The sequence below is a fragment of the Oceanobacillus sp. FSL K6-0118 genome (assembly GCF_038006665.1).
Lineage (GTDB): Bacteria > Bacillota > Bacilli > Bacillales > Amphibacillaceae > Oceanobacillus > Oceanobacillus caeni.
Genome location: NZ_JBBOVR010000001.1, coordinates 361,436 through 386,639, shown reverse-complemented (window position 1 = coordinate 386,639; position 25,204 = coordinate 361,436). Strand labels below are relative to the sequence as shown.

The 25,204-nt window shown below is 36.7% G+C and carries 34 protein-coding genes and 1 pseudogene; 7 read left to right on the top strand and 28 right to left on the bottom strand.

Annotated features, from left to right (window positions below; all coding sequences use genetic code 11):
• Nucleotides 1–28 precede the first annotated feature (28 nt).
• Nucleotides 29–247: a hypothetical protein gene (locus MHI02_RS01985; protein WP_047185933.1), complete on the bottom strand. Its 219-nt coding sequence runs from the start codon at nucleotides 245–247 to the stop codon at nucleotides 29–31.
• A 178-nt stretch (nucleotides 248–425) separates the two neighbouring features.
• Here MHI02_RS01985 and pdaB point away from each other — a divergent pair, with 178 nt between their 5' ends.
• Nucleotides 426–1,184 carry a polysaccharide deacetylase family sporulation protein PdaB gene (pdaB, locus tag MHI02_RS01980; RefSeq protein WP_341165604.1) on the top strand — a complete coding sequence of 253 codons (759 nt, stop codon included), beginning with the start codon at nucleotides 426–428 and terminating at the stop codon, nucleotides 1,182–1,184.
• Between the two features lie 236 nt (nucleotides 1,185–1,420).
• Here the strand turns inward: pdaB and MHI02_RS01975 are convergent, their stop codons facing one another.
• Nucleotides 1,421–2,077, bottom strand: coding sequence for a KinB-signaling pathway activation protein (locus tag MHI02_RS01975; RefSeq protein ID WP_060669251.1), 657 nt, complete (start codon nucleotides 2,075–2,077; stop codon nucleotides 1,421–1,423).
• Nucleotides 2,078–2,271: 194 nt separating this feature from the next.
• Here MHI02_RS01975 and gerD point away from each other — a divergent pair, with 194 nt between their 5' ends.
• Complete coding sequence (gene gerD / locus MHI02_RS01970) at nucleotides 2,272–2,937, top strand: spore germination lipoprotein GerD (protein WP_341165603.1); 666 nt, start codon at nucleotides 2,272–2,274, stop codon at nucleotides 2,935–2,937.
• 51 nt (nucleotides 2,938–2,988) lie between these two features.
• Here gerD and MHI02_RS01965 read toward each other — a convergent pair whose 3' ends face one another.
• The gene (locus MHI02_RS01965) at nucleotides 2,989–4,047 is read right to left on the bottom strand and encodes an Mrp/NBP35 family ATP-binding protein (RefSeq protein WP_341165602.1); all 1,059 of its coding nucleotides are present in this window, start codon (nucleotides 4,045–4,047) and stop codon (nucleotides 2,989–2,991) included.
• A gap of 174 nt (nucleotides 4,048–4,221) precedes the next feature.
• Nucleotides 4,222–4,944, bottom strand: coding sequence for an N-acetylmuramoyl-L-alanine amidase CwlD (gene cwlD / locus MHI02_RS01960; RefSeq protein ID WP_341165601.1), 723 nt, complete (start codon nucleotides 4,942–4,944; stop codon nucleotides 4,222–4,224).
• Between the two features lie 374 nt (nucleotides 4,945–5,318).
• On the opposite strand from cwlD, the gene MHI02_RS01955 reads away from it, so the two are divergent.
• Nucleotides 5,319–5,729 (top strand): DUF948 domain-containing protein, encoded by a 411-nt coding sequence (locus MHI02_RS01955; RefSeq protein ID WP_341165600.1) that lies wholly within the window; start codon nucleotides 5,319–5,321, stop codon nucleotides 5,727–5,729.
• 29 nt (nucleotides 5,730–5,758) lie between these two features.
• Here MHI02_RS01955 and MHI02_RS01950 read toward each other — a convergent pair whose 3' ends face one another.
• The 6 genes from MHI02_RS01950 to mgsA form a co-directional block, all read right to left on the bottom strand.
• Nucleotides 5,759–5,971, bottom strand: a complete 213-nt coding sequence (locus MHI02_RS01950) for a hypothetical protein (RefSeq protein ID WP_341165599.1) — start codon at nucleotides 5,969–5,971, stop codon at nucleotides 5,759–5,761.
• Entirely contained in the window at nucleotides 5,958–6,410 is a 453-nt protein-coding gene (locus tag MHI02_RS01945) for a DUF948 domain-containing protein (RefSeq protein WP_047185861.1), read from the bottom strand. The genes MHI02_RS01950 and MHI02_RS01945 overlap by 14 nt, the downstream gene beginning before the upstream one ends.
• Nucleotides 6,411–6,435: 25 nt before the next feature.
• Complete coding sequence (locus MHI02_RS01940) at nucleotides 6,436–6,846, bottom strand: DUF948 domain-containing protein (RefSeq protein ID WP_047185862.1); 411 nt, start codon at nucleotides 6,844–6,846, stop codon at nucleotides 6,436–6,438.
• Between the two features lie 303 nt (nucleotides 6,847–7,149).
• Nucleotides 7,150–8,358, bottom strand: coding sequence for a GNAT family N-acetyltransferase (locus MHI02_RS01935; protein WP_341166092.1), 1,209 nt, complete (start codon nucleotides 8,356–8,358; stop codon nucleotides 7,150–7,152).
• Between the two features lie 189 nt (nucleotides 8,359–8,547).
• On the bottom strand, nucleotides 8,548–9,810 hold the full coding sequence (locus tag MHI02_RS01930) for a lactate racemase domain-containing protein (RefSeq protein ID WP_047185863.1): 1,263 nt from the start codon (nucleotides 9,808–9,810) through the stop codon (nucleotides 8,548–8,550).
• A 564-nt stretch (nucleotides 9,811–10,374) separates the two neighbouring features.
• Nucleotides 10,375–10,782 carry a methylglyoxal synthase gene (mgsA, locus tag MHI02_RS01925; protein ID WP_047185864.1) on the bottom strand — a complete coding sequence of 136 codons (408 nt, stop codon included), beginning with the start codon at nucleotides 10,780–10,782 and terminating at the stop codon, nucleotides 10,375–10,377.
• A gap of 212 nt (nucleotides 10,783–10,994) precedes the next feature.
• Here mgsA and MHI02_RS01920 point away from each other — a divergent pair, with 212 nt between their 5' ends.
• Entirely contained in the window at nucleotides 10,995–12,209 is a 1,215-nt protein-coding gene (locus MHI02_RS01920) for an ROK family transcriptional regulator (protein WP_047185865.1), read from the top strand.
• Between the two features lie 52 nt (nucleotides 12,210–12,261).
• Here the strand turns inward: MHI02_RS01920 and gndA are convergent, their stop codons facing one another.
• The 4 genes and pseudogenes from gndA to MHI02_RS01900 all read right to left on the bottom strand — a co-directional run bounded on the left by gndA (nucleotide 12,262) and on the right by MHI02_RS01900 (nucleotide 15,720).
• Nucleotides 12,262–13,671 (bottom strand): NADP-dependent phosphogluconate dehydrogenase, encoded by a 1,410-nt coding sequence (gene gndA / locus MHI02_RS01915; protein WP_047185866.1) that lies wholly within the window; start codon nucleotides 13,669–13,671, stop codon nucleotides 12,262–12,264.
• Nucleotides 13,672–13,831: 160 nt separating this feature from the next.
• Nucleotides 13,832–14,218: a DUF3887 domain-containing protein gene (locus MHI02_RS01910; protein WP_047185867.1), complete on the bottom strand. Its 387-nt coding sequence runs from the start codon at nucleotides 14,216–14,218 to the stop codon at nucleotides 13,832–13,834.
• Complete coding sequence (locus MHI02_RS01905; RefSeq protein ID WP_047185868.1) at nucleotides 14,215–14,898, bottom strand: YhfC family glutamic-type intramembrane protease; 684 nt, start codon at nucleotides 14,896–14,898, stop codon at nucleotides 14,215–14,217. The genes MHI02_RS01910 and MHI02_RS01905 overlap by 4 nt, the downstream gene beginning before the upstream one ends.
• A 205-nt stretch (nucleotides 14,899–15,103) precedes the next feature.
• Nucleotides 15,104–15,720, bottom strand: a pseudogene (locus MHI02_RS01900) (zinc-binding dehydrogenase).
• Between the two features lie 162 nt (nucleotides 15,721–15,882).
• Here MHI02_RS01900 and MHI02_RS01895 point away from each other — a divergent pair.
• A complete protein-coding gene (locus tag MHI02_RS01895) occupies nucleotides 15,883–16,008 on the top strand; it encodes a DUF3231 family protein (protein WP_216883864.1) in 126 nt (41 codons plus the stop codon).
• Nucleotides 16,009–16,046: 38 nt separating this feature from the next.
• Here MHI02_RS01895 and MHI02_RS01890 read toward each other — a convergent pair whose 3' ends face one another.
• Nucleotides 16,047–16,484 carry a GNAT family N-acetyltransferase gene (locus tag MHI02_RS01890; protein ID WP_047185869.1) on the bottom strand — a complete coding sequence of 146 codons (438 nt, stop codon included), beginning with the start codon at nucleotides 16,482–16,484 and terminating at the stop codon, nucleotides 16,047–16,049.
• Between the two features lie 247 nt (nucleotides 16,485–16,731).
• On the opposite strand from MHI02_RS01890, the gene MHI02_RS01885 reads away from it, so the two are divergent.
• Nucleotides 16,732–17,052, top strand: a complete 321-nt coding sequence (locus MHI02_RS01885) for a hypothetical protein (protein ID WP_204798443.1) — start codon at nucleotides 16,732–16,734, stop codon at nucleotides 17,050–17,052.
• Nucleotides 17,053–17,165: 113 nt separating this feature from the next.
• Nucleotides 17,166–17,492, top strand: coding sequence for a tyrosine-type recombinase/integrase (locus MHI02_RS18495; protein WP_083452520.1), 327 nt, complete (start codon nucleotides 17,166–17,168; stop codon nucleotides 17,490–17,492).
• A 192-nt stretch (nucleotides 17,493–17,684) separates the two neighbouring features.
• Here the strand turns inward: MHI02_RS18495 and rpsI are convergent, their stop codons facing one another.
• The 13 genes from rpsI to MHI02_RS01820 all read right to left on the bottom strand — a co-directional run bounded on the left by rpsI (nucleotide 17,685) and on the right by MHI02_RS01820 (nucleotide 25,110).
• Nucleotides 17,685–18,077 carry a 30S ribosomal protein S9 gene (gene rpsI, locus MHI02_RS01880; RefSeq protein ID WP_341165598.1) on the bottom strand — a complete coding sequence of 131 codons (393 nt, stop codon included), beginning with the start codon at nucleotides 18,075–18,077 and terminating at the stop codon, nucleotides 17,685–17,687.
• Nucleotides 18,078–18,096: 19 nt separating this feature from the next.
• On the bottom strand, nucleotides 18,097–18,534 hold the full coding sequence (gene rplM, locus MHI02_RS01875; protein ID WP_047185872.1) for a 50S ribosomal protein L13: 438 nt from the start codon (nucleotides 18,532–18,534) through the stop codon (nucleotides 18,097–18,099).
• 178 nt (nucleotides 18,535–18,712) lie between these two features.
• On the bottom strand, nucleotides 18,713–19,456 hold the full coding sequence (gene truA, locus MHI02_RS01870; protein WP_047185873.1) for a tRNA pseudouridine(38-40) synthase TruA: 744 nt from the start codon (nucleotides 19,454–19,456) through the stop codon (nucleotides 18,713–18,715).
• A 12-nt stretch (nucleotides 19,457–19,468) separates the two neighbouring features.
• On the bottom strand, nucleotides 19,469–20,272 hold the full coding sequence (locus MHI02_RS01865) for an energy-coupling factor transporter transmembrane component T family protein (protein ID WP_341165597.1): 804 nt from the start codon (nucleotides 20,270–20,272) through the stop codon (nucleotides 19,469–19,471).
• Nucleotides 20,269–21,138 carry an energy-coupling factor ABC transporter ATP-binding protein gene (locus tag MHI02_RS01860; protein WP_060668143.1) on the bottom strand — a complete coding sequence of 290 codons (870 nt, stop codon included), beginning with the start codon at nucleotides 21,136–21,138 and terminating at the stop codon, nucleotides 20,269–20,271. Before MHI02_RS01860 ends, MHI02_RS01865 begins: the two co-directional genes overlap by 4 nt.
• Complete coding sequence (locus MHI02_RS01855; RefSeq protein ID WP_047185876.1) at nucleotides 21,114–21,953, bottom strand: energy-coupling factor ABC transporter ATP-binding protein; 840 nt, start codon at nucleotides 21,951–21,953, stop codon at nucleotides 21,114–21,116. Before MHI02_RS01855 ends, MHI02_RS01860 begins: the two co-directional genes overlap by 25 nt.
• 144 nt (nucleotides 21,954–22,097) lie before the next feature.
• The gene (gene rplQ, locus MHI02_RS01850; protein WP_047185877.1) at nucleotides 22,098–22,451 is read right to left on the bottom strand and encodes a 50S ribosomal protein L17; all 354 of its coding nucleotides are present in this window, start codon (nucleotides 22,449–22,451) and stop codon (nucleotides 22,098–22,100) included.
• A 45-nt stretch (nucleotides 22,452–22,496) separates the two neighbouring features.
• Nucleotides 22,497–23,441 (bottom strand): DNA-directed RNA polymerase subunit alpha, encoded by a 945-nt coding sequence (locus MHI02_RS01845; RefSeq protein WP_047185878.1) that lies wholly within the window; start codon nucleotides 23,439–23,441, stop codon nucleotides 22,497–22,499.
• Between the two features lie 203 nt (nucleotides 23,442–23,644).
• Nucleotides 23,645–24,034: a 30S ribosomal protein S11 gene (gene rpsK / locus MHI02_RS01840; protein WP_341165596.1), complete on the bottom strand. Its 390-nt coding sequence runs from the start codon at nucleotides 24,032–24,034 to the stop codon at nucleotides 23,645–23,647.
• Nucleotides 24,035–24,053: 19 nt separating this feature from the next.
• Nucleotides 24,054–24,419 (bottom strand): 30S ribosomal protein S13, encoded by a 366-nt coding sequence (rpsM, locus tag MHI02_RS01835; protein WP_047185880.1) that lies wholly within the window; start codon nucleotides 24,417–24,419, stop codon nucleotides 24,054–24,056.
• Nucleotides 24,420–24,439: 20 nt separating this feature from the next.
• Nucleotides 24,440–24,553, bottom strand: coding sequence for a 50S ribosomal protein L36 (rpmJ, locus tag MHI02_RS01830; protein WP_010095733.1), 114 nt, complete (start codon nucleotides 24,551–24,553; stop codon nucleotides 24,440–24,442).
• Between the two features lie 28 nt (nucleotides 24,554–24,581).
• Nucleotides 24,582–24,800, bottom strand: a complete 219-nt coding sequence (gene infA, locus MHI02_RS01825) for a translation initiation factor IF-1 (RefSeq protein WP_010095735.1) — start codon at nucleotides 24,798–24,800, stop codon at nucleotides 24,582–24,584.
• Nucleotides 24,787–25,110, bottom strand: a complete 324-nt coding sequence (locus tag MHI02_RS01820; protein WP_047185881.1) for a KOW domain-containing RNA-binding protein — start codon at nucleotides 25,108–25,110, stop codon at nucleotides 24,787–24,789. The genes infA and MHI02_RS01820 overlap by 14 nt, the downstream gene beginning before the upstream one ends.
• Between the last annotated feature and the right edge of the window lie 94 nt (nucleotides 25,111–25,204).

The window sequence follows — 25,204 nt, the reverse complement described above, 5'->3', positions numbered from 1 at the left end:
TTCTAATTTAAATATACAACTAACCCCACTATTTCCTAGACGCTTTCGGCATATATTTTATACAATCCTTTTCATTCCCTAATCGACGTAGCAATTGAAATAATACATGATACCTATCTTTCATTGCCGCTTTTACACTATTATCAATTCTAGTATCTTCTAAATCAATTCGTATTTCTTCCAATTCTCTTTTAACCATATACTCCATTTCCCTTTTTTCCATTTTATTAATAAGTAAGCCCAACATTTCCTTCACCTCTTCTAAATAAGTAAATTCTTAAACATCTTCATTTACTATTCCCATTTTTTTATAAAAAGTATCCTCATTTTTAATTTTTGTTAAAGTTCATCTAATAGCTTGTTCATATTTATATTTATCCCTCATAGAATCTTATAAGGGATAAAGTTACTTTGGGGGAATTATAATGAAACATTTTCATGTTTGGAAATTCGGTCGCTTAAAGCGATGGGCACTTATTGCAATACTTGCATTTTTCACTGCTATGATATTGTGGGTTAATGAAAATGGGAGTTTTTCCGTTATTTCATCGAAGGAATCGGCTGCTATAAGTAAAGGAAATGCAGATGATCCTAATATCGCATTAACGTTTAACATTAGTTGGGGGGAAGAAAAGGTACATGAGATTTTAGAAAAACTTAAACAGAATAACATCCAAGCTACATTTTTTGTTAGTGGGGAATGGGCTGAGCGTCATCCAACTATATTAGACAAAATAGTAGAGGAAAAGCACGAAATTGGCATGCTAGGTTACCGTTATAAAAGTTATTTAGATCAGGATATAGAACAAGTTAGAAGAGACTTAATTAAAGCGCAAGAAATTTTTAATAAGCTTGGGTATGAAGATGTAAATCTTTTAAGACCACCAAGTGGAAAATTTAATAAAGAGATTCTTAAACTGGCTGAGGACATGAATTATCAAGTTATACATTGGAATGTTAATCCAAATGACTGGGAAAACCCAGGAACACAAACTATTGTGGACAACGTAATGAAAGGCACGAAAAATGGGGATATCATCCTTCTTCATGCATCAGATTCCGTAAAACAAACTGTCGAAGCTTTAGACACCATACTACCAGGGCTTAAAAATAAAGGATATAACTTTATATCCATGACCGAGCTAATCAATCAAGCACACGCAGATTCAAAAATAGTGGATTAAGAAACAAAGGCGTAAGCGCCCGTTTAGCGACGTACGGACTGGACTGATCCGTAGGAGATAAAGGAAACACGACGAACGGAGTGAGTCGATGTTGACTTATCGCACGAAGGTGAAGGAAGTCTCGCTAGTCGCTGGGCGCTGGAGCCGGACGTGGCCTTTTCTGAATAATTATCCACATGCAGCAAATTTTTTAATTTCGCTAAACCATAAAAAAACCACCAATACAGGTGGTTTTTTTAGGCTTTACTATGTGATGGTCTTTTATTATTGGAAGATGACATATTCTTTTTGGAAGTGAGCTCACTAGACTTTTGATTCATTCGATGTAAGGCAAGTATTTGGTAAGTATTACACGCTAATAAGGGGGCAATCATTAACCATGCATATTCCGTGCCTTCTGCTTGGAGACCTGGAACCCACTCCACCGCAGTCATCACAATCATGAAAAACAATGCTGGTATAAATGCATTTTGCTTTGTTTCTTTTGCCTTTCTTTTCGCAACAAACCAACCGTAAACAAAGAACACAAGTACCATCAAGATATACCAACGAATAGAAACCTCCCCTTTTGTTGCTTGATAAGGAAAATACACTAAGTCAAACAGAACAAATGCAATTAACAATAGTTGAACCGTGGGCCAAAATGAACGAAACAAACTAATTCCATACCGATGAACAAATAAATAAGCAAAGAAACCGGTCATACTAAGTACACTGAAAGTTAAACCAAGACCAATATTAAAAATAAATAATCCAATTAATTCCCAATAATTAAATGGGCTTAAATATGATACATAAATATCAAATTGAACAAAAAAACTAATAATAAGTCCCGCAATTCCACCTATAACAGCTGTTTTAAATAGGAAATTCACCAAATAACGTGTTTTCAATCTCTTAATCCTCCTGATCGTACACATTCTATAATGCGTATTCTAACATGAAAACGCATTTCTTTCCTTCATCATGGCTTATGATTCCAGTAAATTTCTTTAATCGGAATAACTAATGAAGTTTTCATCCTATAGGACGTATAGTTTATATTTCAAAAAACCATATTAAGAATATACGGAAGGAGGATTTCCTAATGTATCGCTTTATATATGTGACAATAATAGGATTTTGCCTCTTATTTTTAACCGCTTGTGGTGGTGGAGGTAATGCTTCCACTAATGATAGTGATTATGATCAAACGAAGAAAATGGTTATAGATATATTACAAACGGATGAAGGAAAAAAGGCACTTACCGACACATTATCTGATGAAAAGTTAAAGAAGGAATTTGTCATAAATTCAGAAGAGGTAAAAAAGGCAATCAACGAAACACTTGTTTCCGATGAAGGAAAAAAGATGTGGCAAGAGATGTTTAAGGATCCAAAGTTTGCAGAAGCCTATGCTAAATCAATGGAAGATTCTCAAAAGGATTTACAAAAAAGCTTAATGAATGATTCTGAATATAAACAGCAAATGATTGACTTATTAAAGGATCCGCAAATGATGTCTCATTTTTTAACTGTTTTAAAGAGCCAAGAATTTAGTTCTTATTTGGAGAAAAGTATACAAAAGACTATTGAGACCCCTACATTTCAGGCAAAAATACAAGAGATATTGTTAAAAGCGGCTGAAGAGCAAGCTAAAGGCCAAGGAGGAAAGAACTCCTCTGAAGGTGGCGGCGGTATTCAAGAAGGTGGCGGTAGTAACGAGAAGAAAGACGGCGGCGGACAAGGTGGAGGCAACAGCGGAGACGGATAGCTTCCTATAGAATGAACAAAGAGGACGTCAGAAAACGCCCTCTTTGTCCATTTATTCTTCAATTTTAGCAATAATTTTTGCTGCCATTTTATGATATTCTTTACCATTTGGATGGTCTTCTTGATACACTCCAGGAGCAAATTCTTCTTCATCTATATAAGGCTGCTGTAATTGCAAGCGACCAAGTACTTTTGTTTTAAGTACTTCGGCTAGCTTATCTCCGCCACCTTGGCCAAAAACATGTTCTTTTTCCCCAGTTTTCTTACTTACAAAATAGGACATATTTTCAACTACACCAAGAATTTCATGGTCTGTTTTCATTGCCATCTGTCCAGCACGAGCAGCTACAAATGCTGCTGTTGGATGTGGTGTGGTAACAATCACTTCTTTACATGTTGGAAGAAGTTCGTGAACGTCCATAGCAATATCACCTGTTCCCGGTGGTAGGTCAAGAAGTAAATAGTCTAAATCTCCCCATTCCACTTCAGAAAAGAAGCTATTCAGCATCTTCCCTAACATTGGTCCACGCCAAATAATAGGTGAATTATCTTCTACAAAGAATCCCATAGATACTACCTTTACACCAAAACGTTCAACAGGAATAATTTTTTTACCACGAACGACTGGGCGTTTTTCAATTCCCATCATATCTGGAACGCTAAATCCATATATATCCGCATCAATAATCCCAACTTTTTTACCCAAGCGAGCTAAAGATACAGCTAAGTTTACGGTAACAGTAGATTTCCCTACTCCACCTTTTCCACTAGCGACTGCAACAAATTTTGTATTTGAGTTACCACCCATCAAAGAAGCTTCTTTAGCTTGATCAACAGCAGGCTGATATTTCTTAATTATTTCCTCGGGTAATTGTTCAAAACGCAGACCTACCGTATTGGCACCGTTTCTTTTTAATATACCAACAATTTCTTGTTGCATCTGCATTTGTTCAGCGGTATTTAATTTAGAAATACCAACTTTAACACTGACATGCTTTTTATCCTCTTTAATGTTTACATTAATTATTCCATCTGTTTCTTCTAACGTTTTATGTAAAAATGGATCTTTTACCTGGCTAATTAGTTTTATTACTTCTTCATTTGTTAGCAAAGAACTCACCATCCCTTTATTCCATGTAAAATCAACTTAGAAAACTTGGCATTCGCTTTAGGTATACGAATGCCATAGTTGCACTTATGCAGACAAGAAGATTTTTATACCTTCCTACCTACTAAAATAAGTATAACATAAATTTTGGAAAACCTAATGAAAGTGAATCCCCTTTCACTCATTATCTTCTGCTTTTATCTCCTCGGTTGTATATCGTAAAATCCCTTCGTAAATGCTTGCCGCCATTTTATCTTGATAATCTTCTTGTTTTAATAACTCTCTTTCCTCTACATTTGATAGAAATCCAATTTCCACTAATGCACCAGGAACTTCCGCATGTTTCAATAGATACATTTCCGTTTTAGCGAGAGCCTCACGATTTGTATTTTCTAAATTACGAATGATTTCCGCTTGAATCATTTTAGCTAAATGTTTGTTTTCATCTTTACTTGGATAATAGAACGTTTGTGCACCTCTCCATTCCGTTGCGGGCAATGCATTCAAATGAATACTAAGAAAAAAATCCGCCTTATGGTCATGGATAAAATTCAAGCGATTACGAATATCTTCTGATTTTCTACGAGAGAGTCCCTTCGTTTCCTCACTAGCTAAATCTTTATCCGCTTCTCTTGTTAGGTGTACTGTTGCACCAGCTTCTTGTAGATATGTGCTTAATTTTTTTGAAACTGCAAGAGTGATGGCCTCTTCCTTAGTTCCATCCTTACCAGCGGCACCTCCATCCGGCCCACCATGCCCCGGATCAAGTACAATGGTTTTCCCTGATAGTGGTAAGGAAAATTTAGTTACATCTAAGCTCTTATTCATTGGAAATTGAATGAGAAATACTAATAAAGCTAATCCTAATAACCAAAAGCCAACTTTTATCATTCGTTTCATCCTTCTCGCCCCTTAACTTGAAGTGCGTGTTCAAAAAGGAGGATGAAAAGGACCGAGGTCGGCTAAATGCGCAACGTCCTGTTGCAACGCCGACACTAGCACGTCCTGTGCGTCGCAGTTCGAGGCGGCGTAGCTTTGAGTACCGGAACGTATGCAGTAAATACGTGAGGAACGGAAAAGCAAGCCAACCAGAAACGTCGAAGTGTCAATTTCACCGGACTTTTTGAACAAACTCTTGAACTATGATTATTTTATGGGACAAGATAAAAGTTTATGACAGATTGCAAAATATGGTATGCTATTATAGTAATTGTAAAATCTATATATAACGCTATTTATAATGGAAAAATTGAATAATCGAAAGGGGTTATTATATGCTTTGGCTAGGAATAGGCATATTAGTAATAGGTGTGGCACTATTACTATTAGCTATCGTTTTAATTAAACCACTTTTTAAACTAGCAGGGGTTCTTAGTAATCTGCAGAAAACAACAGATACATTGCCAAATCAGTTAAAGGAGATCACTTCCCAAACAACGAATGTCCTTGGAGCAGGAGTGGACACTTTAAATGAAATCAACACTCAAGTGAAAAAACTCAATCCTATCTTTAATATTATTGGAGAAATTGGTCAGGCAACAAATAAACTTAGTTCATCCATCGTTAGTAAAGTTAATGGTATTAACAACAGAACTGAAGCCGCCGAGTCCATTTCAACCGCAAAAGGATTGGAAGGTTTTTATGCATTAATCGCACTTGTATTTTTACTTTTTAAAAGAAAATAAGGATGCCCTCCCCTAGGGTCATCCTTATTTTAATCCTCTTTATTAATATCCCGCTTTATATCCTGTAATAAATCTGCACGTTTTTTACCTTCTAAATAAAGCTTCCGATCCAATGCTTTGATTCTATCCTTTACACGATTAGAACCACGAAGGTTTTTATAACCTTTTCTTTCCAATAAAGCAGCTGTAAGTCCACTTGCAAAGGCTAGGACTATGGACAATCCTGTTTTATTGTTCATCAAATTTAGTTCCCTCTTCCTTTTTTAATTCATTACGCTTCTTAAACCAGTAATAAGCGAGTGCAAATGTTCCATATAAACCGCCAACTTTATTTTTTTCTGCCACGTCTCGGGCGCCTTCTGTTTTTGACTTCATCGTATCCGTAACATTCGCAACAGAGGATGTGAATTTTCTCGTTACATTTCCAACATCACCAACCACATAAAATAGTGGACTTAATTGTTTCAATTTATCATTAACATCTGCTAAGGTATTATTACTTTCACTAATCATATCTCCTGTTTTCTTCATAATATCATCCATTTGTTTCGGTAATTGTTCTACTGTCTGGTCCACGCCTTTGAGCACATTTGCCAAATTATTCAACGTATGTCCGATAAAAACAGCTAAAACTAACAAAGCCACACCTATTATAATTACTCCAATTCCAATTAGTGTCATATTCTCATCACATTCCTTCCTGTAACTAATTTACCCTTTTCCACTTCTTAATAACTTGCACAGCCGCTTCTCCCCATTTAATCGCTTCTACCGTTGGACGCAGCTGTTTTTTTATTTTTTCATCGGTTATTCCGTCTTTATAAACTCTATACGTATCATTGATACTATTAATAGAATTACCTACATTTCCAATCGTTTCAAATACACTATCTGTCGCTTTCATATCTTCTGAAATTTCATCAATGGTTGTATGTACTTCCTGAATGGTTTTTGTTAATTGGGGGGTTATGTATTCCAATTGTTTCTCTACATCTCTCATCGTTTCCCCTAGTGAGCTTGTAACATTAGCTAACCGTTTTAAGGTTATGGAAATATATATAGCAGCTATAAAAAATGCAATAGAACAAAGCAAAATACCAAAATAAATAATTTCCACCACGTTCCCTCCTTCTTTATAGATGTTATTATACCACTCACAATTAGAAATAAAAATGCTCCCACTTTATTTAGAAAAATATTCTTAGTAAACTTACCTATTTCTTATCATAAACCTTCTGAGCTTAGCATTTCCAATAAAGACTATCTAATTCAACAAGCGAACGCGGCTTTCACTATCGTCAACGTTCGCTTGTTAAATCTATATTAAGAAGATGTTCAAAAAGTCCAACTTCTACTAAGACCGCCCACGTCCTGTGGGCAGCGTAGAAGTCCTTTTCATCCTTCTTTTTGAACACGCATGTTAAAAGAAATCTGGAAAATAGGTTTGTTTCCTCGGTATTAATCTTTCAAGTATGTGGATATCCCTTTCATTTCCACCAATTAATCCTAACTCATATAATTCTGTTGGTCGTTTATATCCAAAGAACATTGTAGTAAGTTGTTGGATATTACAGCTAATACCTTTATTACTTTCGCTTATCCCTTTTTCGTGGATTACATATATTTTACCATCTACTTCTTCAAGACAATATGTACCTGTATTATCTGGTAAAAAATCATCTTGGACATTAATTTGTAAGGAAATATCTTGAAGCCGGGTTTGACTTACATATTGCTTAAGATAGGAATTCACATCGACAATTCTAGCCATAAAATAGGGGGATACCTTTTGCTCAAACCTTGGTTCATCTATTAGAACTGGTAGATTATCATTTTCCGGCATCTCCATTTGTATTTGATCTGCCATGGAGTCGTGGTTGGCTATGAATTGAAGTAATACTTTTAACCCGTTTAATGAGCAAAAGATGAGTTCCTCCACTTTAAATACCCTGTTCTTTACGGAATAAAAGAGATATCCCTCTGGTTTATGTTCGTTGTTATAAGCTACTACCGTTAATGGTTTATTCTTCCATACACGTTGCTTCCACCATTTTTCATCTCTTATAAGTGAGCCATTAAATTTCTTCATATATGTGTGATAAATGGTATTAAAAGTGGCAATCTCAGCTTCTGTCCTTTTGACATACCCACTCCCATTCCAATTCTTTTTTATTCTTTCCATTGGTATCTGATATTTCTTTTTAGCAAAGGCAATCTCCCAACCGTATTTCCGGTAAAAAGGTACAGAAAAGGGATGGAGATAGGACACCAATTGTCCGTTTTCCTTCATTTTATGTAAGGCATGAGAAAGTAAATCCTTCACCATCCCATTTCTACGATACTCCGGCCATGTAGCGACAGAGCCAATACCTCCCATATCCATAGATATCCCATTCATATCTACAGATAAAGGAATAAGATGAAGCTTTGCAGCAATTTTATTTTGATCCTTTATCCCAAAAATCATATGTCGTTCTGCTTCTTCTTTTTTCTTTTGGAATTCTGCTTCTGTTAGTTCATATTGAAAAGCGAATTGGGATAAGGCAGATATCTCATCATAGTCATTTTCATTTAATGCTACTATTTGTTCATACGAACTACCCCTTTCTTTAGTCGATAACATTTTCATGTTGTTCAATCGCATTACCCATACTAACTTATTATAATAATAAAGGAGACTAATAGAAATCTCCATTCATATAAGGCTAACTAATATAAAAAATGGCTTACCTTTTAAGGCAAGCTCATTTTTTACCCGTATTTTTAAATTGTCATACTTAAGTATCCACCATCAAGCAGAAACCCCACCATTCGTTTCCTATCTTAAATTACCATCCTCGTTAAATGGTATCTCATAAAGATCGGAGACTTGTTCCATATTTGGGTGTTCTTTCACGTAATCTAAAAGTGTCTCTGAAACCTCTATCTCACCTACATGTAAGGTATCCAAAATTCGCACCATTTTTACCTTTGAAAAATCAAGAATATTACATGTCTTAATTGCAGCTTGAATGGCTGCTTTGTCTGTTGGCATTGCTGTAGAGATATGAGTTGGCCCTACAACGGTGGACGTCAACCCATTTGCGTATGTAGCTTCTCTGTCCATCTTGTCAACAAGACGTTGGGTAGTGAAGTCTGCTGTACCAACACCATTGGCATTACCCTCTGTTTGTGGCGTTAAATCTAGTACAATCATTTTCGTAACGTCTGGTCCGCCATGTGCATACGGAGTTGGATACCTTCCTGTAATGTTCGGATCCATTCCATCTCCACTAATGTTCTTACCGATTTGATCGATAACTAGAACATCGATTTGATCAACAAAGATTTTTGGTAATAACTTTTTAGCTAAATCTAGTAATTCTGGTTCTTTCTCTTCAATTTCATTAGCACGCAGCACTTCAATCCTTGCCACTTTGTCAAATGCATTCTCAACTGTCGCAATACCGAATAAAATAGGCATCTTCTCAATGGTCATTTTTGCCATTGCAGGAACGTGCTCCGCCATATGCTTAAACCCTAGTTGATGACATGCTTCTGCCCCTTTTTGTTTCCCCAAACCAATACTAATCATCTTCATAATTCCACTTTCTACTTTACCACGGAAAGCAGTATGGGGTTTTACACGGTTAATTACTACAATTCCATCTGCTTTAGATGCATATTTGTCAATGTAAACCGGTAAACCATTCGGTAGTTCGCCAATTTTAATTACTTCCATCGAAGAGCGAATTTCTGCCCCAACACTCTCTTCTGTTACTCCCAAATGTTCTAATACTGCCTTTTGCCCTGGCCCTGTTGCACCACCATGACTTCCCATACTAGGAACAATAAATGGCTTTGCACCTAAATCTATTAGAAATTGAACTGTAGCTCTAGTAATATCAACTAAAGCATCTGTGCCCCTACTTCCAACTGCCAAGGCAATCTCAGCACCTGGTTTAACCATATCTTTCACTTTCTCTAATTCTTGGCTTAATGTTTCTACTACGTCATCTAGTTTTGATTCATCAAACGTTTGCTTCACCCTAGCCATTCTAGGTACCGGAATATCCTGAACCAGTTCTCTGAGAATACTCATAGAAAACCCACTCCCCACTTTAAAGTAATATATCTTTTAAAAAAATACATTTATATGTAAAAATAAAATCCCCTTATCAAATCCTATTCGTCTCACGACTAAAGTCATGAGTGTTCTAGGCTAATTCATAAAATTTATCATATAGATTTTTTAATTTGTTTATTAAACAAATTATCAGCCTAAGAATATCATTGAGGGGTTTATGCGTCAAGAGAAAACGCTATCAACTAGCAGTAATTTTTATGAACAAAAGCGGAAGCGCCCGTTTAGCGACGTACGGACTGCGCCTGGCCATGCCAGGTGGTCCGATGTTGCCGCGCAAAGCGGCGGTTTTAATCGGACATTCCACCGCCGTAGGAGATAAAGGAAACACGACGAACGGAGTGAGTCGATGTTGACTTATCGCACGGAGGTGAAGGAAGTCTCGCTAGTCGCTGGGCGCTGGAGCTGGACGTGGCCTTCCCTATGACAAGATTTAATAAGCTGAATTTTTATACTCTTCTATCTTCCGTAAAAAAACACAAGAAGGTTTCACTTTTAACCCTCCTGCGCTTTTTCTCTTAATCAATTATATTTTTCATGAATAATTTCACGCCATTGTAAATCTCCACGGTCTAATGAATGTATTAATAACTCCGCGGTCCCCATGTTTGTTGCTAACGGAATATTGTAGACATCGCACAATCTCATTAATGCAGAAATATCTGGTTCATGGGGCTGGGCGGTTAAAGGATCCCTAAAGAAAATAACCATATCCATGTTGTTATCAGCAACAAGGGCCCCAATTTGTTGGTCTCCCCCTAATGGGCCAGATTGAAAGAGATGTATTGCAAGTCCCGTAGCCTCATTTATTCTAGACCCAGTAGTACCTGTTGCGAATAACTCATGCTTTTCTAAACTATATTTATACGCCTCCGTAAAACGGACCATATCATCTTTTTTCTTATCATGGGCAATTAAGGCAATTCTCATGGTATCTCCCCTATCTATGATATTAAAATGTACTCTAGATTAATAGACTTTGTATATACATCTAGTGGAAGGAATCCAGAAAATAGACACTTTTTGAAAACCCTTCCATAATTATTTTAAAATGTTATTATTATATTGAAACTTACTATAACTTTGTTTGATAGACAAATTATACTATTAAACAAGGAATAAATCAAAAGGGGAAAACAACGATGGTTACGGGAGACGGAGCGTATATAAAAAGAATTAATAGAAACCTTATACTCCAAGAGATTATGAATAATGGTCTCATATCTAGGGCAGAATTATCTAAAATAACTGGACTTAATAAAGCAACCATTTCCGTCCAGGTACAAGATTTACTCAAAAAAAAACTCATATACGAAACACAGCAAGAGCACCATGCTATTGGTAGAAGGCCTATTATGTTATCTATAAATGGTTCAGTAGGTTATGTACTAGGGATCGATATAGATTTTTCTTCTATCCAATTCGCTATTACCAACATAAAAGGAAAAGAAGTAGAATATATAAAAATAAATCCTGAGACAAAAGACTATGAGTCCATTGTTCAGTTATTAACTAAATATATCCAACATTATATGAATAAGTTCGCAAATAGTCCTTATGGTTTAATTAGTGTCATTATTGCCGTTCATGGCACAGTGAATAATGATGAAGTCATTAATTTTGTACCGAAATTACAATGGAAACGGAAAAATTTAAAAGCAGATCTGGAAAATCAGTTAGATATAGAGATTCACATCGTAAATAATGCAAATCTTTCCGCATATGCGGAGAAGGTTTATAGCGGGCAAAATGATAATCTAATGTCTCTTATGCTTACTTCTGGGATTGGTGCAGGAATTATTATGGACGACCAAATTCATAAAGGATTCAATGGTTATGCTGGGGAAATGGGACATATGATCATATCACCAGATGGAAAAAAGTGTCCTTGTGGAAATAATGGTTGTTGGGAACTTTATGCTTCAGAGTCTACTCTTTTAATGGAGTTGTCTCAATTGCTAAATCGGCCAACTCTAACTTTAAAAGAGATTGCTGAGTTAATTGAAAGACGAGACTCGACAACCATGGAGTATATCAAACAATTCATTAAATATTTATCAATTGGTATTAATAATATGATTAATTTATATAATCCTGAAACAATTGTGATAAATAGTGGAATCTTACGTATTTATCCGAATACAGTAAAAGAAATTAAAAGCCATCTAAAATCTTCCATTAGTGATTATCGTGAAATTACCATTTCAAAGTTAGGGATAAAAGCTTGTGTAATTGGTGCATGTGCATTTGCAATAAGTAAGTTTTTAGGTATATCTAACCTTAGAATTCAGGATTCTGATCAGTTTAAAGAGCAAACTTCTGTAAATAATCAAACCCCTGAATTAGTGAATATATAAAGAAAGGACTTCCGCTTACAGGGAGTCCTTTCTTTTGTATAAATAGAGTTTTTTAGAACCAGTCTGCGTGGAACACGCCTTCCTTATCTTTACGTTGGAAGGTGTGTGCACCAAAGTAGTCTCTTTGTGCTTGAATTAAGTTAGCTGGTAAATCTTCTGAACGATAGCTATCATAATATGCAATTGCACTAGAGAAAGTTGGTACTGGTATACCGTGTTTCATTGCAACCGTGATTACTTCACGTAGTGCGGATTGATAGTTTTCAACAATTTCTTTGAAATATGGATCTAACATTAAGTTAGCTAGTTGTGGATCACGATCAAATGCATCCTTAATCTTTTGTAAGAAATGAGCACGGATAATACATCCACCACGCCAGATCATTGCGATATCGCCGTATTTTAGATCCCAGCCATATTCTTCAGAAGCGGCACGCATTTGTGCAAAACCTTGTGCATAAGATGTAATTTTACTCATATAAAGAGCTTTACGAATTGCCTCAATTAGTTCTTTACGGTCACCATCATATGAAGCCGCTTCTGGGCCGCTTAAAACCTTGCTTGCTTTCACGCGTTCATCTTTAAGACTTGAAATAAAGCGAGCAAATACAGATTCTGTAATTAATGGAAGTGGTACACCTAGGTCTAAAGCATTCTTACTTGTCCATTTACCAGTACCTTTTTGTCCAGCTTTGTCCATAATTACTTCAACAAGAGGTTTCCCTGTTTCGTCATCCATCTTCGTAAAGACATCAGCTGTAATTTCAATTAGGTAACTATCCAACTCACCTTTATTCCATTCTTTGAATACTTCATGTAATTCACTTGCTTCCATTCCAAGAACATTCTTCATAATGTTGTAGGCTTCAGCAATTAATTGCATATCGCCATATTCGATACCGTTATGAACCATTTTCACAAAGTGTCCGGCACCATTTGGTCCAATATACGTTACACAAGGATCACCATCTACTTTTGCTGAGATAGCTTCAAAAATGGGAGCTACTAAATCGTATGCTTCTTTCTGACCGCCAGGCATTAGAGACGGACCCTTTAAAGCTCCTTCTTCTCCTCCTGAAACCCCAGTTCCAATAAAGTGAATTCCTGTTTCATCTAATCTCTGATTACGACGCATTGTATCTTCATATAACGTATTACCACCGTCAATTAAAATGTCGCCTTCTTCAAGATATGGTTGTAAAGATTCAATGGTAGCATCTGTAGCTGGCCCAGCTTGAACCATCATCATAATTTTTCGTGGTTTTTCAAGAGAATTAACAAATTCCTCTATTGTTTCTGCACCAACAAAGTTTTTACCCTTTGCTTCATTTTCTAAAAAGTCCTGTGTTTTTGCATACGTACGGTTAAATACTGCTACAGAGAAACCTCTACTTTCAATATTCAACGCCAAGTTTTTTCCCATTACTGCTAAACCGATAACACCAATTTGTTGTTTAGACATAGCTCTATCCTTTCTGCAATTACAAATTTTAATCTAATTTATTTATATACTATACAAACTTAGATTTCAAACTATATACTATACCTTTTGTGATTCGTAAAAAACTATGACGAAAATAATTCATATTTAGTTAAGGATTAATTTCTTTCCCCTTCTCTGCTTATTTAATAAATAACCCTGCTACTTCATCTTTATTGTTAAAACTTATTGTGAATACACGATTTTCATCACTGTATTTTGCAACAAGAACAACGATATAATAGCCATCTTTTTCTTCTACAGAGGATTTATCGATTTTTTCAAAGTCACCGGATTCTTCAATAATAGGAGTAAGTTCTTCCATTTGCTCTTCTGGTAATTCTGTTTTCATTTGTTCATTAAACATCTCATGAACTTCTTTATAATTAAGTTCATTTAAAAGTGAAACGACTTCTTCAGCTTTTGAAATATATTTTTCTGAAGTCGAATCATCCACTGTGTTTCCCCCACATGCGACAAGTGTAAGTATTGCCATAAAACCCAATATAGTTGCTAAAAATTTTTTCATAGTACCTCTCCCCTTCTTTTTATCCATAAGCTATAATTGAAAACGGCCAGTGCAATAATGGCTATCGTAACTTCCAAAACAATTAATACACTATCTTGTGGCACATATAACGGTATAATCCCTATCAGTGCATCAACAATGCCATGAATTATAATGGCAAGAAAGATATATATAAATTTTTTTCGAACGACTCCTTGTAATACAATGATCGAAAGCCCTATATGTAATAACATGGCAAAGAAACGTTCGGTACCACTTATAAAGAAATCTGTGCTGTATACAATAGCAGTCGGTAAAAATAACAAGTTTATCGCACGAATTCCGACAAATAACACTGCCTCGATTCCACCATGTCCTACACCAAACCAAAACCCAGATTGCCAATCTCGTTGTCTCATAAAAAAGTACATTGCGATAAAACGAGCAAGTTCTTCAACGATACCTGCTGACAAACCGATGACTATAGCAAATAAAACAGGTTGCATCGCATGAAACATCAAATAGGCAGTGCTGTTTTCTCCTAAATATTGCAATATTGGTATCCGTATCAAAACTTGTGATACAACAAATGCAAGTACACCCAATACAAACGGAATATATCGCTTTTTATAAAACGAATATACTAAAGACATAAGTGGTATTCCCATACTTATAGTTAAAGCAAAAATAATACCAGCCATCCATGTCACTCCCTAATTGAAGTGTATAAAAGCTACCCCCTATATATGCTTGGATGTTGGAAAAATTATCAAGGACTATCTATTTCAAGCGAAAAGCAGTAAACTTTATATTTTACATAAAAATACCCCTTCCTGTACTTCTAGGAAGGGGTTGTAAAGCTAGGCAACCATGCTAGCCTCGCTACACTTTATAACTAGCGTAAGATTATAGATTCATATCCACTAAAATTTTACATTGACTACGATCTTTTGTTAGCAATTCAAAGCCTTTCTCAACAATGTCGTCTAAAGCAATTTTGCTTGTAATTACCGCTTGTCCATCAATGGCACCGCTCGCCAATAGTCGAATTACTTCAGGGAATAAGCGGTTATACGCATAAGACCCACTGATCTTTGCTTCCGTCATGACAATCATATTTGGATTGAATTCTACTGGCTTTTCCCAAACACTTACAACTTTAAATTCACCGCCAGGACGAACGGCGCTAACTCCACTTGTAAATGTAGCTTGTACACCCGCAGCATCATTGGCCACGTTTACGCCACCATTTGTTTTTTCTCGGATAAAGGCTACCGCATCTGTATCAACTGGGTTAATACATGTGTTGCCCCAAGTTCTAGTGCCTTTTGTCGGCGTTCCTCAGATACTTCTACAACAAAGATTTCACTGACTCCCGCTGCTTTAACTGCTTGCAACAGCAATAATCCGATTGGTCCGGCTCCAAATATGGCTGCAGTATCCCCAAGCTTTAACTGACTTTGGCGAACAGCGTGAACCGCAACAGCTGTTGGCTCAACAAGTGCACCTAGCTCCAAACCCATCGTTTCTGGTAAAATTAAGCCTTCGACTAGCTTCCTTAAGGTGCCTTAAAAGGCATTTTGTATTCCAAATAAGGCCCTTTTATTGAATAAAGGATTAATTGGACTTTACTTTTGCTCGGCTTCATATAGCGCTTTAATCAGCTTCCAAAGATGATGAAAACCATGTTTATCGCAAAAGATGTTTATACCTATGCCCAAGAAGGAATTGAAAATAAAATTAAGAACGGATGGTTTGAAGAACCCCCGCAAATGGAAAACCGAATCGGAATTATTAAAGGAAGTGAATGAGTGGGACGAGGGGACAGGTTTTGTTGTCCCTCTGTCCCTTACATACTCCTGCTTAAAAATACTAGTCGTTCTATTTCAGAAAATCCGTGTTTTTTGTAAAAACCTTCAGCCGGTATCCCTCTATCAGTTAATAGTGAAATCATACTTACTCCGTCTGATTTTAATTCTTTTATTAAGTTATTCATCATCTTTGATCCAATGCCAGAATTTTGTTTGTCTGCCACTACACACATTTCATTGATGAAAAATTCGTCGCCACTCCACCAATGTTTTAGATTTCCAAAAATAAATCCTATCATTTCTTCCCCGTCAAAAGCGACAATCCCTTTAAAACCCGGTGTATGTGTGAAATCTTCTAAATAATTCTTAGCCGTTTCCTTTGTCCATTCATCATTCCACGGTTCCTGATTAAAAACATCCATAAATGTACTCGTACATTCCGGGAGGTGTTTTTCTTCAAATAATGCTATTTCCATTTATTTCAACTCATTTCTAAGTGTAGTCGGTTTTTTATATTTAAAACTGTGTTTTTAAGATATGACGCGTAAGACCATGAATGAACAACACCTTTTTTATCTACATGTTTTGGATCAAAGGTGATTTCCACATTAATCCCTTTCGTTTTAAGGTAATCATGATTGTAAATGGTGTTTGCATAACGGTCCCCGCGATCCGGAAATATAGCCGCTATGCCAGCGTTTCATTGACGGACTTGCGACGAAGATGAAATATTTCAAGGATTATGGAAATCAAATGGACTTGCTGTTCCGCTACGCAAAGCGGAAGAAAATCATCAAGGAAAATCCGATGGATGAATTGATCTACCCAGCCTACGTGGACGAGTATAGCAGTCAGGAAGAAGATCAAGGGATCGAATTTTGGGAACGGGATACGGTCAATTATTTCTTGAACCGGACGGAGCAGGAATTTCCGTACCGCGTATATGCGATGTTTCGGACTTTACTATATACTGGCATCCGCAAAGGTGAACTTGGTGCGCTACTCGAATCGGATGTATGCAAAAAAAAAGGAATTGCAGATTAGTAAGAACCTCATTTGGATCAACGAGGAATATCTGTTGCTGCGTCCGAAAACGAAGAATTCGGTGCGCACAATGGTAAAGTTGAAGAAACTGAACAAACAACTACGGGAAGACCGTGGCAATCCCGAAATTGAGAAATTTTTTCCCGCGTCCAAGCGATCTGAAACCAATACGGCTCGCGCATCTGAACGAGCGACTTCATTTCGCCTGTAAGAAATTCAAATTGAAAAATATCAGGGTGCATGGGCTGCGGCATACCCACGCTTCTATGTTGTTTGCATCCGGGGCAAGAATGAAAGACATTCAGCAAAGATTAGGACATGCACGTATCAGTACCACAATGGATATTTACACACACATCACCGAAGATGTAGACGGTAGTTTAAGTAAACTTTTGGCGAGCTACTTGAATAAAGAAACCTTCCCAAGCGAAGAAGAATAATGAGATATAAAAAGGTGTGACACGCGCATGTTCGAATCCCTAAAAACAGCCGAGAGTGAGTCCTTCGAAATTTTTTCGAAAAAAATTACATTCAAATTACATTCACTCGGGTGTTTTTCACCGGTTTTTGGTAAAATAAAGCCCATTTGAAATAAATTCCAAATGGGCGAAATCCTTGATACGATTGGATTTTTAACGTTTTGAGAACTGAGGTGCACGACGCGCGCCTTTAAGACCGTATTTCTTACGTTCTTTCATTCTTGCATCACGAGTTAAGAATCCTTCACGTTTTAAAGTAGAACGATATTCAGGATCTGCTTCTAATAATGCACGAGAGATACCGTGACGAATTGCACCAGCTTGGCCAGTGAATCCACCACCATGAACGTTTACTAATACATCATAAGTTCCTTCTGTTTCTGTAGCAGCTAAAGGCTGGTTAAGAATTAGAAGTTGTGTTTCATATGGGAAATAGTCTTTTGCATCACGACCATTGATTTTAATGTTACCTGTACCTGGTACTAAACGTACACGAGCAGTTGACTTTTTACGACGACCTGTTCCATAATATTGTACTTGTGCCAAAATCATTTACCTCCTTTGATTACCCACGAAGCTCGTAAACTTCTGGTTTTTGTGCTTGATGATTGTGCTCAGATCCTTTGAACACATGAAGTTTCTTAGCCATTTTACGACCTAATGGACCTTTTGGAAGCATACCTTTAACAGTACGCTCAATCATTTCTTCTGTATATTTAGAACGCATTTCTTCAGCATTACGCGCTCTTAGTCCACCTGGATGACCTGAGTGGTTATAGTACATTTTGTCATTTAATTTGTTTCCACTTAATTCTACCTTTTCAGCATTAATGATGATAACATGATCACCAGTATCAACATGTGGAGTGTAAGTTGGTTTATGCTTTCCACGAAGGATAGCTGCAACTTCACTTGCTAGACGACCAAGGCGTTGGCCTTCAGCATCCACTACTAGCCATTTGCGTTCCGTATTAGCTTCATTAGCCATGAAAGTTGTACGCATGATAGTTTCCCTCCAAATTTCATTTAATCGTTCAATTTATTGTTATTCTTATTATTATCATAATTAGTTTCCGGGGCTAATCATGGTTTCTTAAGAAATAAAATGCCATAAATCATATTATAATACATGTGGGGCTGTTGTCAAGCTTCTTCGGTTGCTTTTTCTATTAATTGAGGCTTTACCCATAGGTAACTTTCCACATATAAAGTCCATGAGCGTCTATGGTTTTCCCCACAACTCGTCGATCCCTTTTTTCAAGTAGAATAGGTATATCTTCAGGCTCTCTTTTCCCTTGACCAATATCTAGTAAAACACTAACAAGTATTCTTACCATATTGTACAAAAAACCACTTCCTCGAAAGATAAATTCCACTTGATTATCTTCCCATTTACAAGAAGCTTCATAAATGGTTCTGACTTTATCGCCTTTAACCGTCGCCTTAGAAGAAGAAAATGTCGTAAAGTCATGAGTACCTTCTAAATATTGGCATGCTTCCTGCATTTTTTCCATATCCAGCGAATATGGAAAATGGTACATATAATTTCTCTTAAATAAATCAGGTGTTTCTTGATTTAATATGAAATAATGATATTCCTTCTCTATTACATCGAATCTTGCGTGAAAGTCGGGATGTACCTTCTCCACACTCAGGACATGAATATCATCCGGCAATTGCGCATTTAATGCCTTTTTCCAGCCTGTTTCATGGATCTCCATCGTAGAATCAAAATGTATCACTTGTCCCAATGCGTGTACTCCAGCATCTGTTCTACCTGCACCAATGATACGTATATCTTGACCCTTATGCATTTTACGGAGTACCTTTTCTATCTCACCTTGAACAGTCCGTTTATTTGGTTGTACTTGGTAACCGTTAAATAGGGTTCCATCGTATTGAATAGTACATTTAAACCTTCCCATAAGTGTCAATCCTCATCCATAGGTTCTAGTTACAAATAATAAAATAATGACCACGATAAAAATGATATATACGAATATATCCATTTTTTCAATCTTTAATTCTCTTAGTTTTGATCTTCCTTCTCCACCTTGATACCCCCGTGCTTCCATCGCCATCGCAAGTTCTTCTGCACGCTTAAACGCACTTACAAATAAAGGAACCAATAAAGGTATTACTGCTTTGATACGGTCTTTAATTGGTCCTGTTCTAAAGTCAACCCCTCTTGATGCTTGTGCTCTTGAAATCTTATCTGTTTCCTGCATAAGAGTTGGTATGAATCTTAAAGATATAGACATCATTAAAGCTAGTTCATGTACAGGGAACTTTATCCTTTTTAAGGGCCCTAGCATGTCTTCAATGGCATCTGTAATCTCAATCGGCGTTGTCGTTAGTGTTAAGAGGGAAGTTACTAGAATTAATAGAAAGAAGCGAATGGCTATGGCAATACCTCGAATAACACCACCAGAGTAAAATTTAAAAATCCAAAGGTCAAAAACAAGAGTGCCTTCTTTCGTAACAAATAAATGTAGTAAAAAGGTAAATATAATAAGAAACCAGACAGGTGTTAAACCCTTCAGTATAAAACGAATTGGAACCTTTGAAGCAAACATACTAGCAAAAGCAAAAGCAACTAGGATCGCATAGCTTGGTAAATTATTTGCAAAGAATACAATAAAGACAAAAAAGAATATAATCGTAATCTTTGTTCTAGGATCTAGTCGATGTACAATGGAGTTTCCAGGAACATATTGTCCAATAATTAACGAATTATTCATTCCAACTCATCTCCAATCAGAGCCTGTTTGATTTGCTTTGCTAATTGTTCAGTAGATTGATTGGAAAACGGAATAGAAGTATTAAATTTATGATTAAAACTCGTTATAAACTGGACAATTTCTGGTACATCTAATTGAACTTGCTTCAAAGCATCCTTCTGTACAAAGACGTCCTCTGGGGTTCCTTCTAAATATTTCTTACCTTTATTTAAAATGATGACATGATCCGCATACTTTAAGGCATCTTCCATACTATGTGTAACAAGTACAGTGGTTAAACTCTGTTCTTGATGAAGCCTATAAAACATATCCATGATTTCTTTTTGACCTCTAGGATCGAGGCCAGCAGTTGGTTCATCTAAAACTAAAATATCTGGCTTTATTGCAAGAACTCCAGCTATGGCTACCCGGCGCATTTGTCCACCACTTAAATCAAATGGGGATCGATCTAGAAGATTCTCCGAAAGGCCTACCGCTGACAATGCCTCATGCGTTCTTTCTTTAATTTCACTTTCTGATACACCAAAGTTTTCTGGACCAAATCCTATATCCTTTTCAATCGTTTCTTCAAATAATTGATGCTCCGGATATTGAAATACAACACCAACCTTGCTTCGTAGCTCTTTCATATCACCAGGCTTATGGTCTTTTGTTAATAAATACTTACCTACCTTAACTTTTCCATCTGTTGGTATGGATAGACCATTTAAATGACTAATAAGTGTTGATTTTCCTGAACCTGTATGACCGACAATTGCTACAAAGGAACCTGATTTTATATGGAAAGATAAATCTTCTAATGCTTTATGCTCAAATGGGGTATTTCTCTGATAAGTATAGCTTACGTTCTCAAATGTAATGTCCATAGCTCCTCCAACAACTCTTCGTGGTTTAAAGGTTCCTTTGATATACTTACGCCAATATCCTTTAATGCGTCTGCTAAAGTAGTAACAAACGGTACATCAAGTCCAATCTTTCTCAGTTCTTCCTTCTCAGTGAAAATCTCCCTTGGTACAGATTCCTTCCATACTTCTCCCTTATTCATAACAATAACTCGATTTGCCTGAACGACTTCTTGTAAATCGTGAGTAATTGTGATGAGAGCTAAACCTTGCTTACTTTGCAGCTGTGATACAGTTTGCATAATCTCTTTACGACCATTAGGATCTAGCATGGCAGTTGCCTCATCTAAAATTAACACTCTTGGAGAAATCGCTAATACACCAGCAATTGCAACCCGCTGCTTTTGTCCACCAGATAATCGATGTGGTTCAGTAAACTGATAATCCGACATTCCTACAGCTTCTAGTGTTGATTGGATTCTTTCCACCATCACTTCTCTGGTTATACCACGGTTTTCCATACCAAAGGCTACATCATCTTGAACGGTTGCTCCAACAAACTGATTATCTGGATTTTGAAATACCATTCCGACATCTTTACGTATATCCCAAATAGAATCCTCTGTTACTTTCTTTCCACCTATCAAAATTTCCCCTTCTTGAGGAAATAGTAAACCATTGATTAGTTTAGCGATAGTAGATTTCCCAGAACCATTATGACCTATGATTGCGACCCATTCATCTTCTTTAATTGTAAATGTTACATTCTTTAGTACCCAGGGATCTTGCTCACTATATCGAAATGATACATCTTTAAACTCTATTAAATTTCCTGCCATACATAGTCCCCCTGTTAATCTAGTTGGGAAATACAAACCATACTAAAGTATAATGCGAATATGTTGGTTTCCTAGCGTACAAAAAAAGGGCCTGGATTCACCTCGTGAGAGAATTGAGTCCTGCCCTTGCCGCATGTTGTATCATTAAACTAATTCAACGATAGCCATTTTTGCTCCATCACCTTGGCGTTCACCAAGTTTAAGAACACGTGTATAACCACCTTGTCTATCTTCGTAGCGTGCAGCAACATCATCAAATAGTTTTTGAACAACATTGTTGTCATCATCAGCTTCTTTATTATAAAGAAATGCTGCTGCTTGACGGCGCGCATGAAGATCACCACGTTTACCCAACGTAATCATTTTATCAACGATAGTTCTTAGTTCCTTCGCTTTTGCTTCTGTAGTTTCCACACGTTCATGAATAATTAAATCAGAAGCTAAGTTACGAAGAAGTGCCATACGGGCATCTGTAGTACGTCCTAATTTTCTAGCCATGGACTATAACCCTCCCTTTTTTGAAACTCTAGGTGACTGTAAGTATCAGTCGTCTTCACGTAAACCTAAACCAAGATCATTTAGTTTAAGCTTAACTTCTTCTAAAGATTTACGTCCTAAGTTACGTACTTTCATCATATCCTCTTCAGATTTGTTTGTAAGCTCTTGAACAGTATTAATTCCAGCACGTTTTAAGCAATTATAAGATCGAACGGAAAGATCCAATTCTTCAATTGTCATTTCCATTACTTTTTCTTTTTGGTCTTCTTCTTTTTCAACCATAATTTCAGCATTTTGAGCTTCATCTGTTAGGCTAACAAAAATATTAAAATGCTCCGTAATTATTTTTGCAGCTAAAGAAATAGCTTCTTCTGGACGAATGCTTCCATTAGTTGAAATATCTAATGTTAACTTATCAAAGTTAGCGTCTTGTCCTACACGTGTGTTCTCAACTTGGTAAGATACACGTGATACAGGAGTGAAGATGGAGTCAATTGGAATTACACCAATTGCTTGATCATCACGTTTATTTTCTTCAGCTTGACGATAACCACGTCCAGTTTCTGCCGTAATTTTCATATGCAAGTTACCCTTACTGTTTAAGGTAGCTATATGAAGATCTGGATTTAAAACTTCCACATCACTATCATAAGTAAGATCCCGTGCAGTTACTTGTCCTTCACCTTGAACATCAAGTTCTAATGTTTTAGGTTCATCCGAATAGATTTTTAAAGCTAAGTTTTTTAGATTCAAAACTATTTGTGTTACATCCTCTACTACTCCATCAATCGCAGAAAACTCATGCATTGCTCCGTCGATTTGAACGGATGTAACTGCAGCACCTGGAAGTGAGGATAGAAGGATACGACGCAAGGAGTTTCCTAGAGTGGCACCATATCCACGCTCAAGCGGTTCAACCACGAATTTGCCGAATGTAGCATCATCACTAACTTCAACCGTTTCAATTTTTGGTTTTTCAATTTCGATCATTAAATAAAACCCTCCTTTAAAACGTCGAAACCCCGGCTAGACAAAAGTCTAACCGAAATTCCCCAAAGGCAGTTGGCGTTTCTGCACTACCTTATTATTTTACGTACTGGTTTATCATCGATGCTGTAATAGTGACCATAATCACCGACATTTTAGCTATCATAACCCATTATTGACAGGGTGACAAATTCTATACGGTAAAATTAAACACGACGACGTTTTGGTGGGCGACAACCGTTATGAGGAACTGGTGTTACATCTACAATTGCTGTAACTTCTAAACCAGCTGCTTGAAGTGAACGAATTGCAGCTTCACGTCCAGCTCCTGGACCTTTAACAGTTACTTCTAAGTTTTTCATTCCATTTTCAATTGCAGATTTAGCAGCAGTTTCAGCAGCCATTTGTGCAGCAAATGGAGTAGATTTACGAGAACCTTTGAAGCCTAATGCACCTGCAGAACTCCAGCCAATTGCATTCCCTTGTTTGTCCGTAATAGTAACAATAGTGTTGTTAAACGTTGAACGAATATGTGCTACACCTGATTCAACATTCTTTTTCACACGACGTTTACGAGTATTTGTTTTACGTTCCATTTATGTGAACCTCCTTTACTTATTTTTTCTTATTAGCCATCGTTTTACGTGGGCCTTTACGAGTACGTGAATTATTCTTTGTATTTTGTCCACGAACTGGTAATCCTCGACGATGACGTAATCCTCTGTAAGAACCAATTTCCATTAGACGCTTAATGTTTAATGAAATTTCACGACGTAGATCACCCTCGATAGTATATGCATCTACAGCTTTACGAATATTTGCTAATTCGTCTTCTGTTAAATCACGCACACGAGTGTCTTCAGAAACGCCAGCCTCTTTAAGGATTTTCTGTGCAGTCTTTTTGCCGATTCCATAAATATATGTTAATGAAATTACTACACGTTTTTCACGTGGAATATCAATACCTGCAATACGTGCCATGTATGGATAGCACCTCCTTATTAACCTTGTTTTTGTTTATGTTTCGGATTTTCGCAAATGACCATTACTTTGCCTTTGCGTTTAATAACTTTACATTTTTCGCATATTGGTTTAACAGATGCTCTTACTTTCATAAGTTATTCCTCCTTTTATATGGAGAGTCTATTTATAACGGTACGTAATTCGTCCTCTTGTTAAATCATATGGAGAAAGTTCAACCGTCACTTTATCTCCTGGTAGAATACGAATAAAATGCATGCGAATTTTACCAGAAACGTGAGCCAATACAGTATGGCCATTTTCAAGCTCTACATTAAACATTGCATTAGGCAATGTCTCGGTCACGGTACCTTCGACTTCAATTACATCATCTTTCGCCATCGTGTAGATCTCCCTTCTCAAGTTCAGTCACAATCTCATTTATAAACTTTGATATGGCAAATCGTAATTTCCCATTTGTGACACGACCAGTTTCTAGAAGGCTGTTTTGGACTTCAGGAGAAACATAATCCGTCATCTCAATGTGATGCAGATTCTTTTTCTTTGGTCGATTTGTTTTGCGTTTCTCCCCATCTGCTAGCAAGACATAACGATCATCTACTTGTTCAATAACAATCATATACTGGCCTGCTTCACGTCCTTGCAAAACACGAACAACCTGACCTAACGCGCCCTTAGCACCTTCGTTCAACAAGATCACCTGCACTTAGGCTATAGTTTGTTTGTCACCAATAAAGGTAAATTATAAATAGTGTCACTTTACAAAAAAGGTGTACATGAGTTTT